The organism is Runella rosea (genome assembly GCF_003325355.1).
GTDB lineage: Bacteria > Bacteroidota > Bacteroidia > Cytophagales > Spirosomataceae > Runella > Runella rosea.
This window is the reverse complement of record NZ_CP030850.1, coordinates 169,006-187,606: the sequence shown is the minus strand read 5'-3', so window position 1 is coordinate 187,606 and position 18,601 is coordinate 169,006. Positions and strand designations below refer to the sequence as shown.

Annotated in this window: 15 protein-coding genes; all 15 read right to left on the bottom strand. The window is 46.5% G+C overall.

Going from position 1 to position 18,601, the window contains the following annotated elements:
• Positions 1-38: 38 nt before the first annotated feature.
• Positions 39-1,397 carry a phage tail sheath C-terminal domain-containing protein gene (locus DR864_RS00955; RefSeq protein ID WP_114065181.1) on the bottom strand — a complete coding sequence of 453 codons (1,359 nt, stop codon included), beginning with the start codon at positions 1,395-1,397 and terminating at the stop codon, positions 39-41.
• Positions 1,398-1,445: 48 nt separating this feature from the next.
• Positions 1,446-1,901 carry a hypothetical protein gene (locus DR864_RS00950; RefSeq protein ID WP_114065180.1) on the bottom strand — a complete coding sequence of 152 codons (456 nt, stop codon included), beginning with the start codon at positions 1,899-1,901 and terminating at the stop codon, positions 1,446-1,448.
• Positions 1,902-2,023: 122 nt separating this feature from the next.
• Complete coding sequence (locus DR864_RS00945; RefSeq protein WP_162793494.1) at positions 2,024-2,464, bottom strand: hypothetical protein; 441 nt, start codon at positions 2,462-2,464, stop codon at positions 2,024-2,026.
• Positions 2,465-2,616: 152 nt separating this feature from the next.
• Positions 2,617-3,102, bottom strand: a complete 486-nt coding sequence (locus DR864_RS00940) for a papain-like cysteine protease family protein (RefSeq protein WP_114065178.1) — start codon at positions 3,100-3,102, stop codon at positions 2,617-2,619.
• A gap of 102 nt (positions 3,103-3,204) precedes the next feature.
• Entirely contained in the window at positions 3,205-3,957 is a 753-nt protein-coding gene (locus DR864_RS00935) for a hypothetical protein (protein ID WP_114065177.1), read from the bottom strand.
• 26 nt (positions 3,958-3,983) lie between these two features.
• Positions 3,984-6,491, bottom strand: a complete 2,508-nt coding sequence (locus tag DR864_RS00930; protein WP_114065176.1) for an ATP-dependent Clp protease ATP-binding subunit — start codon at positions 6,489-6,491, stop codon at positions 3,984-3,986.
• A 108-nt stretch (positions 6,492-6,599) separates the two neighbouring features.
• On the bottom strand, positions 6,600-7,409 hold the full coding sequence (locus tag DR864_RS00925) for a hypothetical protein (protein WP_114065175.1): 810 nt from the start codon (positions 7,407-7,409) through the stop codon (positions 6,600-6,602).
• A 145-nt stretch (positions 7,410-7,554) separates the two neighbouring features.
• A complete protein-coding gene (locus tag DR864_RS00920) occupies positions 7,555-8,367 on the bottom strand; it encodes a hypothetical protein (RefSeq protein WP_162793492.1) in 813 nt (270 codons plus the stop codon).
• Between the two features lie 62 nt (positions 8,368-8,429).
• Positions 8,430-9,089, bottom strand: a complete 660-nt coding sequence (locus tag DR864_RS00915) for a hypothetical protein (RefSeq protein ID WP_162793491.1) — start codon at positions 9,087-9,089, stop codon at positions 8,430-8,432.
• 6 nt (positions 9,090-9,095) lie between these two features.
• Positions 9,096-11,504 carry a tetratricopeptide repeat protein gene (locus DR864_RS00910; protein WP_114065172.1) on the bottom strand — a complete coding sequence of 803 codons (2,409 nt, stop codon included), beginning with the start codon at positions 11,502-11,504 and terminating at the stop codon, positions 9,096-9,098.
• A 1-nt stretch (position 11,505) separates the two neighbouring features.
• Positions 11,506-12,855 carry a PorV/PorQ family protein gene (locus DR864_RS00905; protein WP_162793490.1) on the bottom strand — a complete coding sequence of 450 codons (1,350 nt, stop codon included), beginning with the start codon at positions 12,853-12,855 and terminating at the stop codon, positions 11,506-11,508.
• 33 nt (positions 12,856-12,888) lie between these two features.
• A complete protein-coding gene (locus DR864_RS00900) occupies positions 12,889-13,371 on the bottom strand; it encodes a hypothetical protein (RefSeq protein ID WP_114065170.1) in 483 nt (160 codons plus the stop codon).
• On the bottom strand, positions 13,368-16,466 hold the full coding sequence (locus DR864_RS00895) for a T9SS type A sorting domain-containing protein (RefSeq protein ID WP_114065169.1): 3,099 nt from the start codon (positions 16,464-16,466) through the stop codon (positions 13,368-13,370). The genes DR864_RS00900 and DR864_RS00895 overlap by 4 nt, the downstream gene beginning before the upstream one ends.
• Positions 16,467-16,539: 73 nt before the next feature.
• Positions 16,540-17,793, bottom strand: a complete 1,254-nt coding sequence (locus tag DR864_RS00890) for a PP2C family protein-serine/threonine phosphatase (RefSeq protein ID WP_114065168.1) — start codon at positions 17,791-17,793, stop codon at positions 16,540-16,542.
• Between the two features lie 48 nt (positions 17,794-17,841).
• The gene (locus DR864_RS00885; protein ID WP_114065167.1) at positions 17,842-18,573 is read right to left on the bottom strand and encodes an FHA domain-containing protein; all 732 of its coding nucleotides are present in this window, start codon (positions 18,571-18,573) and stop codon (positions 17,842-17,844) included.
• Between the last annotated feature and the right edge of the window lie 28 nt (positions 18,574-18,601).

Below are 18,601 nucleotides of genomic sequence, written 5' to 3'. Positions count from 1 at the left end.
GGTGTCACTCTTTTTACAGAATGACACCTTCTGAAGTTTTACGGTTTCAATTCCGAATCCCAATCACCTTTGGTACCTGTCATGTTGATAGCAAATACTTTGGCAGGGAAGAAGGGCTTCAAATCCATGTTCACAATCACGTGCGTAGGCTTCTGCGGATGGCGCTTTACTTCCAGATTGCGGTAGTCTTCGATGATCTTTCCTGGCCCGCGAATTTCGGCCAAGAACTTTGAAATCTGCTTTTTGATGTCTTCCAACATCTTGTTGTCGATATTCTCAAACGTGCGACGGTTCAGAAAATCCTGCATGATTTTGCCAATCCAGTCAAACACACGTACCACACTGTACGTTTGCAAACCGACGTTGTCGCCGTCAAAGAGGGTTTTGGCCGACTGCGGCACTACACGGCCCCACTCATAAATCAACGGAATCAGGCCTCGGTTTTCCAATTGCGCCACTTCGTTTTTGCGCATCGTGAAGCGCGTTCCACTGGCCATTTTGAGTTTACCGTTGGCCAATCCCGCCGATGGTTGGGCAATATTTCCACCCCAAAGCAAGCCAGCCAAGGCCATTGAAGGAGGAACAAAGAGGTGATCTTCTTCCCCTATATCGGTGTTGGCTTCACGGCCCACCACCCAGTTGCAAGGCATCATTACGTGGGATTTGTACGCATCTGAGCCCGTCAGTTTATCTTTGTCGAAGGCCGCTTCCACGTCTTCAGCACTGTCTAGGTGGCGATAATCAGTAATCATCATCGTTTTGTTTTGGTGAGCAAGTTCGGCCCATTTGTCCACGATGATATTTTTCTTCAACCAGCCCGGTATCACTACCAAGGAATAATTATTTGTTAAATCGAAGCGGTCATAGTTGTCGCGGAGTTCTTTGGCTAGTTGCTCAAAAATTCCTGTTGGATTACTAAAACCGTCCACATCGGTCGTCATGTCGTTACCAGCATCAAAAAGCACCAGATTTTTCACTTTTTCTTCGGCGGTATTTTCAAAAAACAACGCCAACGAACGATAAGAGCGCTCCAGTTCCTCCGTCTGACTCAGGCAATTGAGTAAGTTAGATTTAAGCGTTTCGCTGGCCGAGGCGGCTTTTTGTTCGGCATCAGCTATCATATCCGCCACATTATCGTGCGCTGAGAGCAAATCAGCCACGGCCTGAAGGCGTTTTTTGAGTTTTTTGCGATCGGCTTTGTTGTCTTCTTCCTCCAAAAACATCGCTTTACGCGCCTTTTTGGTCGGATCCATATTTTCAGTACCGTCCACGATGGTTTTAATAAACTCAAAACCGCCATATTTTGACAATTGAGGGACTATTTGAGTCAACGGACGGGGCGCGGCCTTCTCTTTGAAAAGTTCTTTTGATTGAGGTAGTTGTTCTTCTTGTGCCATAGCGGGTTTCAGTTGCAAAAGTTCGTCATTCTGTTAGGGGATGTCGTTTTATTCCTCGTCAATTGCGTCTAATTCGGCAATCATGGCGGTGAGGGCTTCTAAAAATGCGGCTTTGCCTGCTGGGTCAGCCAACAATTTCTGAAACACCTTGTTGGTCATTAGGCGTTTGATGAGCGTTTGGTAGTCGTCTTCCTTGCCCTTCAGTTCTTGCAAAAAGCCGCTTTGCTCAATCATTCCTTTTACCGTAAAGGCGCTAACACTCGTAAAACTAAGGGTTTCATTCACTTCGGCCCCCTCCTCAGTTGTATGACTTACGTCCACCTGAGGCTGGAAATGATCAAACGCATCTTGCAATTTTTGGATACCTTCTACGGGAGCTTGGCTCATAGAATCAGCCGTAAATTTACTGATAATGGCCGTTTTGTTGTCGTGGAGCAGCTTGATTGCTTCGCTGGTGCCTTCGTCGATTACGACGCCGCCCAACTGGGGTTTTTCGATTGCCATGGTTAAGGTTTATTAGTAGGTTATGCTTTAGTAACGTTACAAAGGTAAATGCTGATTCTCAAGGATTTTATCGTGAAACTACGTGATTTTAAAATCGGGTAGTTCTACGTAATACGCCGTTTCTACGTTCTTGGTATGGGGCGATAAAACCACCATCTGCCACTGACCGAGATTCCGTCGCCGCTCTGAAAATACAGGGTATTTTGTTGAACCCGACGCGACCCATTGACATTGCACTCAAACACATCAATAACGCCGTCGGCCCAAACTGCCTCCACAATCGCCGAATGATGGGGACGCGTTTGATAAGCCCCATCAGATTCCGAATAGCGATAGTTTCGCATCTGAATAATATCTCCTGGGGCCAGATTGGCTAGAGTCGTAGGCGTTCCCCACACGTAATCGGCAGTGGCAGTGACGCCGCTTGCTCCCATGATACTGTTGGAAGTACGCGCTCCCGACTCCCGCAATGTTGTTTCGACCATAGTCCAACATTCCCCGTTCCCAATTTGTGTTCCCACCCGAGTTGTTATCCAAGCAACGATTGTTTGATTGACCGGCATGACTGTGTCGTTTAGCGTTTTTTTTATTTATTTTAATACTGAACAAAGTTACCGATTCACTTTCAAGGGTTTTATAGTGAAAACACCTGTTTTAAAAACTGCGTATTCCTACGCGTTGCCGAGTAGTTAAGCATATTTGACTAACGCTCTTTTTACGGACAATGCAAAAACACGGTTTGAACGCTATTGGCTGTATCTCTGGAATCCACCGCATTGCCAACATACCATGTATCCAAGCTTCGCCAGCCAATGCTACCTTTATTGACCGGAGAAGGGTCATAGATTAATACGTTTCCCGCTTTAATCCCCGCAATGACCACAATATGGCTTATACCATTGACCCATAATGGCCCGTATTGAAACAACCAGTTTTCTATCGCGTCTTCAGTGGGCGACAATGGCGGAACGGCCACCAAGCCCAGTCGCCTAGCCATCGCAACAATCTGCGGATTCTGAATCCCACTATCTAATGCGTAAATAGATTGACTTCCAGTATCTTCGCTCGGGTCAAGAATCCCCATTTCCGACATTTGGTACATTTCTCTCCGCCAGTTAATCAGCATTTGAGCACTGGCATACCAACACGACATTCCTTTGTCCTGCGGTATTAGTTTCATATTTGGAACAGTATAAGCCATGGTATTAATCGTGATTAATGAATGGTCTCAAACTTCATTTTCTTTGCTGTATAATATTTTATAATTCAGCGAAAAGTTGCTTTTCTAAGTCCGCAAGGTCCTTCACCACGAACCTCCGAGGGTTAATTTCGCTTCATTTGAAGTGGCTGATAACCTAAGGTTTGCATCCCGTCCGATCCTTGTTTCAAACGAGCCCCATATTTTAGCCTCATCTCCTAGCCCAGATACTGTTGCCCGAAGTCCGGTAGCTTCGCCGATGTAAAGCTGTACACCTACTTCTGCCCGGGAAAGCAAATCCAAGGTAGCTTTACTGAGTTTTGGTAGCACTGGACCGTGCGTTGCTAAACCCTCCAAAACACTTTCTTCGTCCAATGAATCCGTAAGACCCACGTACAGACCCAGAAAGGAATTCCGTCCAAGGTGCAGCGTCGGGAAGTAACTCGGTATCAAATCCCAATTCAAGTGGCCTTCCATTCCTTTGAAATAGTACACTCCCAGCCCCGCGACAATCCCGTGGGTATCAATGTGTATATCACAATCCTGCTCGTCAATCTCAATGTGTATCGACCTTGCCCTTCCTATTTGTCGAAAACCCACGCCGTGCGTAGCGAGCTGCATAAACCAACCTAAAACCGTACTGGTACTGTCTAAATTAAACTCCTGACTTCCCAATAAGGCATTGGTAAGCCCATCGGGATTCTTGCACTGGAACTTAAAACCGATGTGCGTACCTTTTTTATACTCTGAATTGGGTTTCACTTTAATATCAAACCGGTCGAGGTCAATATTAATCGGGCTCGTGCGCATCATCGTTTTAATTTCGCTCACAATCAGCGCTCTTTCTTCTTCGTCCATGGGCTATTAAAATTGGTTTCCTGCCTTTATTCAGCTTCTTTCACCCACTCAAACTCGCCATTTTCGTTCAATTTCAGCGTTACTGAGCTTCCCTTGCTGAGTTCTCCCGAAACAATCATCCGCGACAGCGGTCGACGAATGCGGTTACGAATCACCCCCCGAATCGGCCTTGCCCCGTATTTGGGAGTAAAGCCCTCCAACGCCAACGCCTTGCGCGCTTCGTCTTCAATCTTCAGCGTTATCCCCTGTTTTTCCAGCAACGCCACCAACGGCTTGAGCTGGATATTAAAGATGTTGATTACTGCATTCTCTGTAATCGGACTAAACGGAATAATTTCGGTTAAGCGGCCCAAAAACTCGGGGCGGAAGTGCTTGGTCATCAAATCCAACACATCGTTGGAGGCAGGAATTTTGCCCTTCCCAAACTGCTCCACTATCCAATCTGCACCAATGTTAGACGTAAACAGTATGATGGCATTACTGAAATCCCCCTCCCGACCCAAGCGGTCGTGTAGCGTACCTTCGTCCAGAATCTGTAAAAACAGGTCAAAAACCGACGGGTGCGCTTTTTCGATTTCGTCAAACAACACTATCGCAAAAGGCTGTTGTTTGATTTTGGTCACCAACAATCCTCCCTCTTCGTAGCCCACGTAGCCCGGAGGCGCACCGTATAACACCGCGGCCGAATGTTCTTCCTTAAACTCCGACATATCGAAACGAATCAGGGCTTTTTCGTCGTTGAACAGAAAATCGGCCATCGTTTTGGCCAACTCTGTTTTGCCCGTCCCCGTGGGGCCCGAAAAGAAAAATGAACCAATGGGCTGTCCCGGACGACTCAACCCCGAGCGGTTTTCCAGAATGGCATCCGAAATCACTTTGATAGCGTGGTCTTGTCCCACCACCCGTTTTTTGAGGTGTTCGTCCAATTGCAGCAGTTTTTCCCGCTCTTTCGATTGCAGTTTCCCCAGCGGAATCCCCGTTTTGTGCGCCACTACGGCCGCCACATCGTGTTTTTCCACGGTCTCTTTTTTCTGACCACCCAAAGTTTCTAGTTTTATCAGCAGCTCCGTCAGGTAATCCGCCACGGCTTCTGGCAATTCCATTTGGGCAAGTTCCGTTTCTTCTTCCAACTGTCCCAACAAAATCGGACTGAGTCGGTGCTGCAACTGGCGTTCAAACCAGCGCAGCTCTTGGGTGTATAAAAGCGGGTCGCCGCTCCCATGCGACTCGCGCAGACTGGAAAGCTCGGTGCGTAAAAAGTCAATCTCGCGCTGCGTGGTTTCGGACATGAGTTTCATGGCCGCCATCGTGCGGTCGATGAGGTCAATGGCGGCATCGGGCAGGCGGCGGTCTTTGATGTAGCGCCGCGCCAGCCGAACGGTTTCGTTGATGGTTCCCTCACCCACTTTGATTTGGTGATGGTCTTCAAAAAGCGAAACTACTTTGCCCACCATGCGGCCTGCGGTGATTTCGTCGGGTTCTTCGACTTTGACGAGTTCGAAGCGACGGCTAAAGGCTTCGTCAGGCTCCATGAATTTGCGAAACTCGTCGAGCGTTGTGGCGCCAATGACGGTCAGTTCCCCGCGCGCCAGTTCGGGTTTGAGCAAATTGACCAGTCCCATGGCTCCGCTTTGGGGATCCATTAGCACGTGAATTTCGTCAATAAAAAGTAAGGCCCGTTCGTGCTGTTTGACTTCAGCAATGATATTTTTGAGACGGTCTTCGATTTCCCCTTTGTAAGAAGCGCCCGCAATGAGCGCGCCCATATCGAGCTGAAAGAGGGAAGCTTTTTGCAGATGCCCCGGCACCTGCTCCGCCACAATCAACTGGGCTAACCCTTCGACCAAGGCGGTTTTGCCCACGCCCGGCTCGCCCACGATGATAACGTTAGGCTTTGTACGTCGGCCTAGGATTTCGACCATCATGCGGGTTTCTTTGTCGCGACCAATGATGGGGTCGAGTTTGCCTTCGCGGGCAATGGCCGTTTTGTCGAAGCAGTATTTCAACAATGCCTGCGCGGAGGCGTTGCCTCCCACCGAGGTGGGGGTGCCTTTGGCAGGTGATGAGCCGTTTTGTGGGTTTACAGCACTTTGAACCCCCGCCGAAGCCATGACTTTTCCCAGAATCTCGGTTTCGGTGAGCGGAAAGGATTTCAGTTGGTCTTTTTGAAAACCCACTCCGGGCCGCGCAATCGCGGCCAAAACAGCCAAAGGCGTCACCTCCTCCTCTCCCAATTTCATCCGGATTACATCCGAAACTTCAAACACTGCTTGCACTTGCGCATCTCCACGGATAGAATCACCCAGCCGCGCCGACTTAGGATATTTTTCGATTCGAATATCGGCCCAATCGCGCAGATAATGAATATCTACGTCCCAGATGGCTAAGACGCTGGACAAACCTACATCATTGTGCAACAATCCTTTCAATAAATGCCCCGGCGAAAAAGTAGCGTGCTGATTTTCTTTGGCTACCGACTGGGCAATCTGAACGGCTTGTTTGAGGTCATTACTGAAAGTTAATGTCGAGAGCATAGAGTAAGGATTGGGGGATGCTATAACCAAACTTAGGCAAAGAGACCATGAATAGCAAGAAGTATTGAGTAAACGGTAAAGGGGAATGAGGGAGTAGGGATTTTTACTCTATCGTCGTCTTGTTTGGTATCGAGTTCGCCATCCAGCAGTTAGCATCCTGTTAAATGCTGGTGTGTTTCGAATCCCTTCCAAGGCTTCGGCAGATGCTGCTAATTCAGTGGTTTTGGAACTCCAGTAATTGACCAAACTTGGATTGACAGCACCGTAACAAATCATGTACATGTATACATCGCACAAACCTTCGTCGCGACCTCCGCTACGAGAGTGGCCTCCAGAAATACTTTCCTGAATCAACCCATCTCGGACACTCGATTCAAAACGTCGATAGTTAATTTCTCCATGGTGGGTCATTACGTGCCCAATTTCATGAATAAGGGTGGGAGAAAATCCGTTATCATGAAAACTCCACAAAGCACCGTACGTAATAATAATCCCTCTAGAATCATCCAAAACGGCAGTGTCGGCATAATCTCTACTGGGATTTACCCCTCCCGTAAAACGCATACTACTGTTTAGACCAGCATAATCATTGAGAATGATTCCCAAAGGTTTTCGTTGTATAAACAATTCTAAATGAGAAGGAGGCAGCTCTTCCAAAGTTGCCTCTAAAAGTCTAAAATGGTGAGTAGTACCACGATATACGTTAATTCTTATGCCATCATGGACGGTAATTATCCCATCTTGAAGCATATAGGGCATTCTTTGAACAGGAAAGTCACGTCTTCCAACGCGTACACTTTCCCATGAGCTTGTTCCGTCTGGCCCTACAAGTAAATCTCTCAACGCGGCTCTTTCGTGGCCATATCCTGCACCTACCCTAACATCTATTTCAACAGGTTCAGTCGTGTATTCAATCATAGTTCAAATCCTTTTTATTCCACCCTAGTTGCTTCGCTGTCTATGCCAAGAAGTCTCATCCTGATGATGTCAAATTTAAATCTGCTTTGTTACTTTTTGAATAGCGTTGTAGGATACAATCTGAAACTTACTTAATGGTAAAGAATTACCGATGTTGAAACAACCATTGACTAAGCGGCTCCTCTTTTACTTCCATCAAGTCGCTAATTAGCCAGCCAGTATTGCCTTTTTCACGCGTAAAATCCTCTAATTTCATCACCCAACCTTTTATTCCCGTCAAAAAAACAGTAACTCGTTCGCATTCATTAAATTTAATAAGGCGACTATCGACGGCAAAAATAAAAGCACTCAGCGCGTCAAATCGAAAGGTGGAATCGGTATAACTCCGTAACGGAATACCCGCATGCAGATCATTCGACAAACTCAGAAAATTGGTTTCGTGGGCATTGGGGATAATCCCGCGCGCTTCAATTTTCTGCTCCAATTGCTCCATAAAAGGGTCTGATGCTCCCTGCAATACCCACTGATGCCGGTCGTTGGAAACCTTACGGCGAAACAATAAATCGGCGAGGCTCTGGGTTCCGAAATAGTCTACATTGCACGAAGTAATGCAAAAAATTTGCTCGTCAAACTTATTCAAAAACAGCGAATTACGCTCATCACAAACCAATTGAAGAAACCGAATGAGTTTTTCACGCTCGGGCCCTTTTTGCCATTTGGTATCTTCAGAATTTACTAGTTGCTCCAAATAAGCCAATCGAATGCGCGCGGTCTTGAGGGAGTCGGGGGCTTTTTGACCGTTTGGAAGACGTGCTGCGTTGAATCGGTCAAAAAAATCATCCAGCTGCTTTACTTCTTGAACAGTAGATTCGGGAGTTTTAATCCGTTTTACAGCCGTTTGCGCCCACGCCGTACACGCGGTTGCTGCCAGTAAAATAAAAACAAAAAAACAACGCATGGGCAGTAACGTATAAAGTACAAACTCCCTTACTTTTATGACCATGCCAGCAAATCCCGTCTTTAATTGATGGGCTTTCCGGGCGTTTTGGTTTCGGTTACTTTGATGTTTCCGAATTTTATAATCCAACGATTTTGCTTATAAAAATCTTCATCCATCAGGTTTTGCAGCGATACATCCACATCTTTGGTGGTTTTGTCCTGATACATGATGTTTCCTTTTTCGTCTTTCCCCTTAAATTCCTGCGAAAAAGTGGCCGTGGTGTAATAGCCCCCATCGGCACCTTTGCGGTAATCGCCCACGTAAGTAGCATCATAAAAAGTAATCTCTACCTGTGGATATTGCAGCGCCTTCAATCTCCTGAAATAATCTCCGACAGTACGCGAAATCACCGATGAGCCTTTTTTGCCCGATGAAACCTGCACCACTGAGCCCGGTTGAAACAACTTTATGGCCTCTTTAATAGCTTTGTCCCGGTTTTCATCCGACTGTTTTTTATCCGAAATGATTTGAATATACTCCTGCAAACGCAGAATTTGCTGTTCAGTACGTTTCTTAAACTCCCCGTCCAACTCTTCACGAGTCGGCTCTTTGATTTCGCCCTCATACGCAGGGACCGACCCATTGTTCACGTTTCGATTGGGCAGTGGTTGCTGAGCGTGGGCCAACCCACCGACCAACAGCCCTCCCATTAACACCCTAAGTATATATTTACATTTCATTGGTTATCATTTAGTTGCAATGCCCAACAACTCGGGGTTGATGATTGCTTCCGCCTCGCCTACTGATTCGTAGGTTCTGAAATTCCGCACATTGATTTTGAGTTTCAGGCCTGCTGTTCCCAATTCGTAGGTACCTTCCATCAAAAACTCTTCGTTAGGAACCGCCTTTAGCGGATCCCAGTCTTCGGCATTAATCAATTTTATTTTTTTGAGTGCCAACGACGTCGTCAACTCGTTTTCTATCTTATAAGTATATATTTCTTCGCTTTTACCATCCTTTTTCATAAAATGCTCGGCCACCAGACGCTTGGTAGTTGGCGGCAGTTTGCTTTTCAGGTTTTCAACCAATCCATTCAAGGTTGATGACAATGTCATCAGCTCATTTTTCTCGTTCGCTTCTTTTTTCTCCCATTCTTCGGCCGTTGGGAAAACGGCGATTGTTGTGGGGATTTTCACCTTCTCTACTCCTTTCACCGACAATTGTCGGCTGTCCCATTTGCCGTTGGACTGACGGTAGCGGTCAAAGACAATTTTAATTTGTAGTAGATTTTCCTGCGTTACCATAACCCCAAAAAAATCCTTGCTTTTAGACTTTCCAGTAAACGTTTTTGAGACGTAAACATCAACGTAGGGAACCCCTTTATCTGAGAACAAAATAGGAGAAAACCGTGCATTATCCGACTGAAAATCAATCTGATAATTATCATACCATAAAAACAAATTATTAAGATAACTCTCCGCCTCGTAAGCCTCAGGAAATTTGCCCGACAGAATTAACTCACCAGGAACAATGTCATTGCCGATACTTACTTTATCACCTTTTTTGAAGCAAAGCCTCACTAACTCTTTTTGGAAATTACTTTTGGTTTCAATGTCTTCGTCGATTGAACCCATGGAACGGAGGTTAAAGTAAAAATTATTTTCTAAAAACTCTCCAATCTTTACCGTAAGATTATGTGACTCCTCCGCGCTCGGCAGGGATACCTTTGACTTAGTCGGCACCAAAATGGGCACTTCCACGTCCATTTTATCCAACAATTTACCATGGGGATTTTCCAAACGTAGGGTAAACTTGGCCAAGGTCCCCTTCAACAATTTGGGTGAAACGCTCAGCTTGGCTTCGTCTCCCACCGTTTTATTGGATTCTAACGGAGCAACTTTCTTGGAGGCGGGCACCGATAAACCTACATTGTTAGGCGCTTGAACTACCTTCACAATCAAATCCTTGGAAGGCTCATCTGACTCATTCATCACCGCATATTTCAACGTCGGTTGTGAAAGTCGAGTAATAAACCCTTCACGGATACCTTCCCATTGCGTCATTGTTTTGTCGAAATGAACCAATGGCGTCGCAGGTTCTTGAACCGACACGGATATTTTTTCGCTAAAACTGTACGTACCACTTCCTTCTTGTACGGTTACACCAACAGTAGCAGTGGCGGCGACAAAACTTGATGGGATAAAAAACTCACAAGGAATTGTCGCGGTTTCTCCCGCCAAAATCGTAGTTAATCCGTTGGTGGTAGGCAGAAGAGGCTGTTCATTTAAAGTGAGCGTAATACGCGGTTTTGTCAACATTCCTCGACCTTCATTTTTGAGCAAAAGTTTAACGGATTTTATGCGGCGGCCTTTTTCTAGCACCAATTTAGCATCATTGACCACAAACAATCCGACTAGTTTCAGCTGCGGTGCTGGCGGACTGAACGTGCTGAAACTTACGGGTAGCTCATCCCAAACCGTGCCTGATTCACTTTCCAAAGTCAATGTCAAGGCCGCTTTGCCATCGGTGAGCAATTGATTGGTTCGAATCGTTATTTGAATCAGTCGACTGCTTCCTCCTCGCACATCTCCAACCGTTACCAAGGGCTCAAATTCAACACCTTTGACGGGTGCTACGGCCGCAATTCTTATCTTTCCGTTATCAAATCGTCCTTCTCCTTCGTTCCGAACGGGTATTTTGAAGGTCAAACTTCCGCCACCTTCCACCGATTCAGCGCTTTTCTCCAGTTTTTCTTTCTCAAACAACGGTTTGGGTTGCGGAATATTCGCCAATTGGTGGTTTGACATCCATGCGGGGTCCAATTTTTGAAGAAATTCCAATGCTCGGTCCGTAGGCTCATCACGGTACGATTTTTCCAAAAGTTGCTTGGCTTCTTCTTTTTTTCCTTGCATAAAATAAATGATACCCAACTCCCGATTAGGAAAGTAAGCCGCAACCCCATTGCGCGTGGCAATGCTTTTTTTATCGACTCCAGAACCTTGCAACGCAGCCTTCAAATATTCAATGGCTTCGGTCCAATTTTTGGATTGGCTCAGGCTTTCTCCTTTTTTGTAATACGTCACGTAGCTTTGCCCTCTTGCCTCGGAGGCGGCAAAAATCAAAAGCAATCCAAAAAGAAGTTTTCGTAATTTCATGTCAAAAAATATCTTCTACCAGATGGACTACCAAATCCACCGAAAAAGCGCTTTGGGTCGTTTGATTGGTCACACCAGCCGTCGTTTGCGGATATTTCATTTGCTGAAAGCCAGCGTGAATTTTGAAACGGTCAAAAAAGAGCGTCGCTCCCGCGCTGAATCCCTTGGCTTTACTGCTCGACCCATCTTCGTTTAGCTGGGTTTGAATGCGGTAGCCCCCCATCACCCGAAACTCGACTTTTTCGGCATTCACGAGCAAAAACTCTAAACCGCTGCGTAATTGATAATGGTTTTCGTTGCTGATTACGGGCGGGCGCGGCGTCTGAATGACCAACGGCAACCCACGATTCGGGTCCAAACTATTGTATTGATTGTATTCATAAAAAGTCTGGGAAATTGCTTGGTTTTTATAGGGCAACCATTCGGCATCGGCGGCAAGCATCAGCAATGGAAAAAATGGAACGCGGTACGAAAGACCCATCCCAACTGTAAAAGGCATTTTATATTTTTGTTCGTAACTGCGCAACTCGGTCGCATCCAGCGACGCATCGGTGACGGTACCGCTGTAAGTAAAATTATTGCGGAGATTGAAAGGAGTCGTCACGCGGAGGCCTACGCGCAACGGAACGTTTGCTTCATAAAAATCGGCCAAAATCCCCGTTACAAAATTTACCCCGCTGATGTCATACGTCCCTTCCCCTGTTCGATTTACATTCAAAGTGCGCTCCCCTGAGCTATAATTCAGTTTATTACCCATTCCGAACCAATAGTTTGCAGTCAAGCCGATTCCAACGTAACGGCTAAGTTGATACGCCGCGCTCAGCGAAGCGTTGCTGATGGTCAGATTATTTTTGATGCTTTCGGTAGCCGATGCCACCGTACGGTCAATGGTATATTTATTAGCATCCGTCACACTTTGGTAAGCCACCCCGAGTACTATATTACGGTCCAAATCGCCAATCCGATAATGCCTTTCTCCCTTTAGCCGGGACGCTGAAAAGGGCATTACGGCCCCGATAAAGGTTGGGCCAAAATTGGAAGTGGTAGAAAATCGGGTTGCATCAATGGGTACTTGAAGCGTAGTATTCCTCCCCGAACACAACAAATGTGGCCCAATGCCTTCGGCCAATTCGTCATCATAATTGAGCATGGCAATGCCCGCTGGATTCCAATACATCGCGGTAGCATCGTCAGCTACACCGATGAAGGCTCCTCCCATTGCCATTGCCCGACTTCCAGGTCCAGTAGCGTTTAGATTCAGATTTTGGGCCATACCCACATACGACGAAAGCAACAACAGTCCTGAACAGAGTTGTTTTTTACCGATGCGTCGTATTACTGTAAAGCCCATTTTTTTGTACAGAGTAGCGTTGTATTCAATCAATTACTTAGGGATTAAGGTATATTCATTCACGGTATTTCCCGTTTTGTCACTGACATACAATCGATTGATTTTCAACTCAGTGTCTGATATTTTATCAATAAAAAACTGAATACCTTCTTTGGCACAATCCACGCCTTCGCTACAGGTAGGCTCAGGATTCAGTTCAAACAATACGAGGCGAACATTTTGGTCAACTCGCCATTTTCCCGTAAAATCAAAACGGTCGCCTCCCTGCCCGATGTCAGTAAACTGTAAGGCATTTTGATTGCTCAAATCCAGCAAAAATCCGTCGTAATTAAACAGATTACCAGCTTGTCCTCGCTCATAAACTTTGGTTCGTCCGCCGCCACCCTGTGGAATATGAACAGCCTGCTTCATAATCCAAGCACGGTCCATTTGGGTGCTGACGTCCTTTTTTTTGCACCCCAAAACGCCAATCAGTAGCGCAAAAATCAATCCCTGTATCTTCATGGTTTGCATCATTCTTTCCTGATTTTAAAGGTGTACCTAGTTTCGGTCCGAATCACTTCCACTACATAAAATCCCGAAGGAAGGCTACTTATATCCCAATCGTGTTGTAAGTTACTGAAAGTAACTTTTTTTACCACACTTCCTTTTAAGTCAAATATTCTCACCTCCGTTGTCACATTTGTGGGCAAATTATCACGAAGCTGAATCGCCAGTTTATGGGCCGCTGGGTTGGGGAACACCGTCACTGCGGGGCGCCCAAGACTGTCTTTTTCTATCGCAACTACGCGTTTGAGGGCTATGCGGGCGCTTTGCACACCGCTCAAAGTACCCGCCCCGCAAGCACCCGTTACTCCCTGAAAAGTGAAGGTCGTTTCATTTTCAATCCGAAAGCTCAGGGTCGTATCGCCAGCATTGCGGACTGTTCGGCTGCCGCCGCTGAAATTCAGCGTGAAAGGGCCACTTCCCTGAACCCTCACCCGAACGTTGAGATTATCGCCCGCCTTTCTGAAAACCACCGACGTGTCTCCACGAGGACTAAGCATTTGAGCAGAAGCCCGTTGCAACACCGTTACAGGACCACTCTGGGCCTTTATCGCATCCGATACTTCCACCTGTAGTTGATAGTTGGCACCCGCAGGAGTAGCATCTGGTATGCGCACTGACAAAGGGCTTCCCGCTCCGCTGGCTAAACTACCACCGATCTTTTGTCCAGCGCTATTGATCAAAAAAACGTTAAAAATACCTACGCTATTACTGGGTTGTTTTACAAAACTCACGCTGACGTTTGCACCGGGACATACCACTCCAGGGTTCGCGGATACAGTTGTTATGCCCGTTACGGGTTGATTAGAAACCGTAATCATTAGTTCGTTTTTTGCCTCACAACCGTTAGCCTTCACCGTAACAACGTAGTTTCCGCTCATACCGACGGCCGCGTTGGCGATGGTTGGATTTTGCAGGGTAGACATAAATCCATTAGGCCCCGTCCACGCATAGGTATATCCCATTCCAGATGGCGCCTTCAATTGGATGGTTTCCCCCGATACGTAGCTGGTACGATTGGTCGCATCAACGGCGTTTGGAATTTGATTGACTGAGAGTTGAATACTGTCTTTGGCAGTTCCGCAGGAGCTCGTCCCCGTGACAGTGTAATACCCCGGAATAGTGGAGGTCAACATCGGAGACTGGGAGGAATTTGTATAACCTGCGGGGCCTTTCCAACTGTACATCGTAAATCCAGCAGACGACGTAAGGGTTACGGGTGCGCCACTGCAAACAGACAACGACTTGAGGCCGTTGGCGGTAGCGCTAATTACAGGCGTAGAAGTGACCGTAAATACATCACTGTTTTCCAGACTGTTTGCCGTTGGCATACTGCTTTTTACCCGAATTCGGTAGCGGCCATTGGGTATTCCAGTAGGTAAAACAATGGAAATAGGGCTCGCAGTAGTGCCAGGAAAATTGGTTAAAACTACGGATGTGCCAGCCTCGTTAAGAATATCAGCGGTAAATACATTGCCCACAGGAAAAGTGCCCGTTGTGGTAAAACTTATTCGCAAAGTATCTTTTACGCACAAAGAACTACGATTTAGGCTCGGTTTTGAAATGGTTACTGACAGGGGCGGGTTTCCGTTGGCATCCAACACCTGAGCATAAATATCAGCCGTACAAGTACTATTCCTGTTTCGTTCATCACGCCATAAAAAAAACAGCGCATTGCTGTTCAGCACAGAAAGCCGCCCCCCTGTTTTGTTTCCAGAGGCGTTGCTTACAATTTTTCCATTGTCGCCCCATTCCCGAACCCCCTCACTTGAGTTGTTATCAAACCTAATGACCTGCCCGTAAAGCTCTCCGTTGCTTCGGTTTTCACCGACAAATAAATATTTCTCTGGGCTATCACCAATTTTAATTCCTTCAAACGTTGGATCTCCGTCGTGATTTCGCAAAGTAATGGGGGTTTCAGCGCTGGTTGCGGTGTTTCCCATATAACGACGAACGATTTGGCGGTTATTCCGGGAGTTAATAAAAGCCACGTTTAAACTAAACTGCCCGCTATTCCCGACCATTTTTACCCCACCAATTTGATCGCCATTACCGATGTCGGTAGTACCTAGCGCAGCACCCGACGTTGGATTAAAACGGTGCGCTTTGATCACTTTTCCCGCCCCTGAACCAGAAGCTGAATAGACACAAATGGGATTACTGTCATCAAAACTCGGTTGAACACCCATATTTTGGGGGTCAGGCAAACCGCCAAGGTACTGGGCATTGCCACCCCATTCTTTAGCAATGGTGGTGCCATTTAGGGCGTACTTATATTTCCTTACCGCAACGGTTGAATTTCTATCAATAAACGAAACAAAAATACGTTCCCCCTGCGCATAAACACGAGGGCTGTTTTGGTCGCCACCGTCCCCTTCAATGAAATACGCCGTGGGAGCCGTGCGATTGGAGGCATCCAAAATGGCAATGCGTAAATCTGTAAGGGTAACGAGACTCCCACCTCCGCCTCGATTCATATCAGCGGGGTTATTTTTTTGGGCCCAAGCTATCGCTACTTTGCTGCCTCCATCTCGGATAAAATGGGCATCAAAAGCAACGCCCGGCGCCGTAGCACCATAATTATACCCTAAATTCAACCCACGATTTTCATTGCTGTTATTCGGAATTTTGGTGGACCCATCGGCAAAAGAAATGATTTGATACTGCAAATACGTGGTTAACCCTCCCTGAACAACGACGGTAGTATTGACGTTATAAATCACAAAAACATCGTCGGAACCGCTCGCTTTCAGCAATTTCATTCCAGAAAACCCTTCTTTTGTACAATCAGCAAACGTATAGCGAAACAATTCTTTTTTGGCAAATGCAACCGTTCCATCCGCCCGGTAGCGTTGCGCAAACATGATAGAGGCATTGCCGATGCTTTCGGCCCACGTAACCAATACACTCCCATCGTCTCCCGCCACTGCCCCGTACGCAAATGAATGCATAGCCCCCGCGCTGACGCGGGTGTTTTGGCTCAGATTACTATTCCACTGTGCCCAACCACTAATTGCGATTCCCATCAAAAAAAGCAAAAGCCATCCTCTGATTATCTTTATCATATTTTTTGCATCAATAACTCATCTGCTTCTGTTTTTTCAAAACCCAAAATCACGATTTTTTCAACTTTGGGGATTATCTTCCTGGTGTTTTTTTTATGGCTGCCGTATCTTTTTTACTCTTCCCAAAAGCCGTTTCATTCGGAGTAACTCCCCCAAAGGGCACCGCTGCTGAATCTAACGCTGCTGCCTTTTTAAGGGCTTTTAGCTTGGCGGATAAATGAGGTGGCACTTTTACCACTGGAAAAGCGGTCAAAGGTGCCGTCTGGGATTCACTCGCAACGGACGTATCTACCGTGGTAAGCGTGTCGGTTTCTTGCATAACCACGGGCAAAACAGCTTCCGAGGCCGTTGGTTTTGATTTATTTCTATTAAAAAAAAAGATGCTGAATGAAACAATACTTATCAAAACCAAGCCCCCTAAATACCAAAGTCCTCGGTTGCTTTTGGGCGTTTCGGACGGCAATGAGGAAGCCGGAGAGGCCGTATCGGGCGTTGTCGATTTGAATTTCATCGTATTATCCGCATTCTGGGCCATTGCCTGCATAGGCTCAATCCACTCTTTTGCGGCATCAGCAAGTTCATTGTTGGCCACCTGTACCAAATACCCAGAATAATTATCCCGCGTGTTGCCGTCACAAAGATTAAGAATCAGTTGAAGTTTTCGGGAATTGGTTTCCTCACTTCCCAAAATTTGAGAAAGCGCATCATCGTTTACATTTTCAAGTACACCATCGGTACACTGAAAAAAGTAATCTCCTGGAAGGACATCGGTCAATGAATGGATTTCGATTTTGGTGTCTCGGTGTGACCCTTGAATGGCCCGCATAATTACATTGCGCTCGGGGTGATTTTGGGCCTGTTCAGCGGAGATTAATCCTGATTTTAGCAGAAAATTGACTTTGGAATGGTCTTCACTTTTATAAATAATCGTCCCGTTTCTGATTTGATAAATACGGCTGTCGCCAATGTGTCCTACGTGTACGGCATCTTCCCCGAAAGCGACCAGCGTAAAGGTCGTCGCCATTCCTTTGAGTAGGTGCTGAACGGCCAACATCTCATCAAACTTTTGCTGTACATACCCAAGTGCTTCACTGATAACCTCCTCCGAGAAGTCGGAATCTGTATGGGTATTGAGAAAATCTGAAAAACCTGACACGGCAATGTGACTGGCCAATTCTCCCTTTTGGGCACCTCCAACCCCATCACAAACAATAAAAAAGCGGTTTTGAGGAGTGGCCATTCCAACTTCAGGATACACCGAATCCTCGTTGTTTTCGCGCTGTCCCTGAAACGTAAAGCCCAAAGGCGGGTAGATACTATACGGCATCGTATAACCGGCTAAATAAGTAAAATCAATAGATTAAGCGCCAAATTATTACCAAATGATGGTTTGGGAATAGTCCGTTCCCTGCACGTTTCGGGCGGCATCTCTGGCATTGCTTGCCGCCTTGGTCGTCTGCAAAACCACTTTGGTTCTTCCCATTTGAATGGTATCGTTGTCTTCCAGATAAATCAAATCTTCGGGTTCCAATTTTATCTTACGCATCGGGTCTTTGGCCCCCATCACAAACGTTCCGTTACGACTTCCTGCCTCGGCAATCAGGTACTGAAACTGACCAAATTTATCACGCGTCACTTCAATGACCGCGTGCCGCCGACTCATCATCACGTCGTTTGTTTCAATCAGTATATCTGCTGTCGGCAAGGAGCTTTTGCGCCCAACCACGTTGGGACCAATGCGTAAAGGATGCGTTTGGGCCGCCGCGTTTTCGTCGTGAACCACCAAAAAACCGACAGTGCCCGTTTGTTGAAAAATATCATTTTGCGCTTTATTGTCGTCGGCAGAGGGTTGGGCAAACAAAGGATTACTCCCTCCCGCCGATTTTGTAACGTGCTGAAAACCCGTTGGCGGCGACAGCGGCGGCATAAATTCGTTGGTTGGTGGTGCCGGAGGTATTCCAGCCTCCTGCGTCACGACAAAAATGCACTTTTCGGGCCTTTGTTGTACACAGTTAAGCTTGGCCGGGCTGCCCGGCAAGAGCTTCACTGGCGATTGTCCTTTTTTGGTGTGCTGACACTCCTTGCAACGAAAAACGTACTCAAACATAAGGAACCTATCAATAGATAAAACCTAA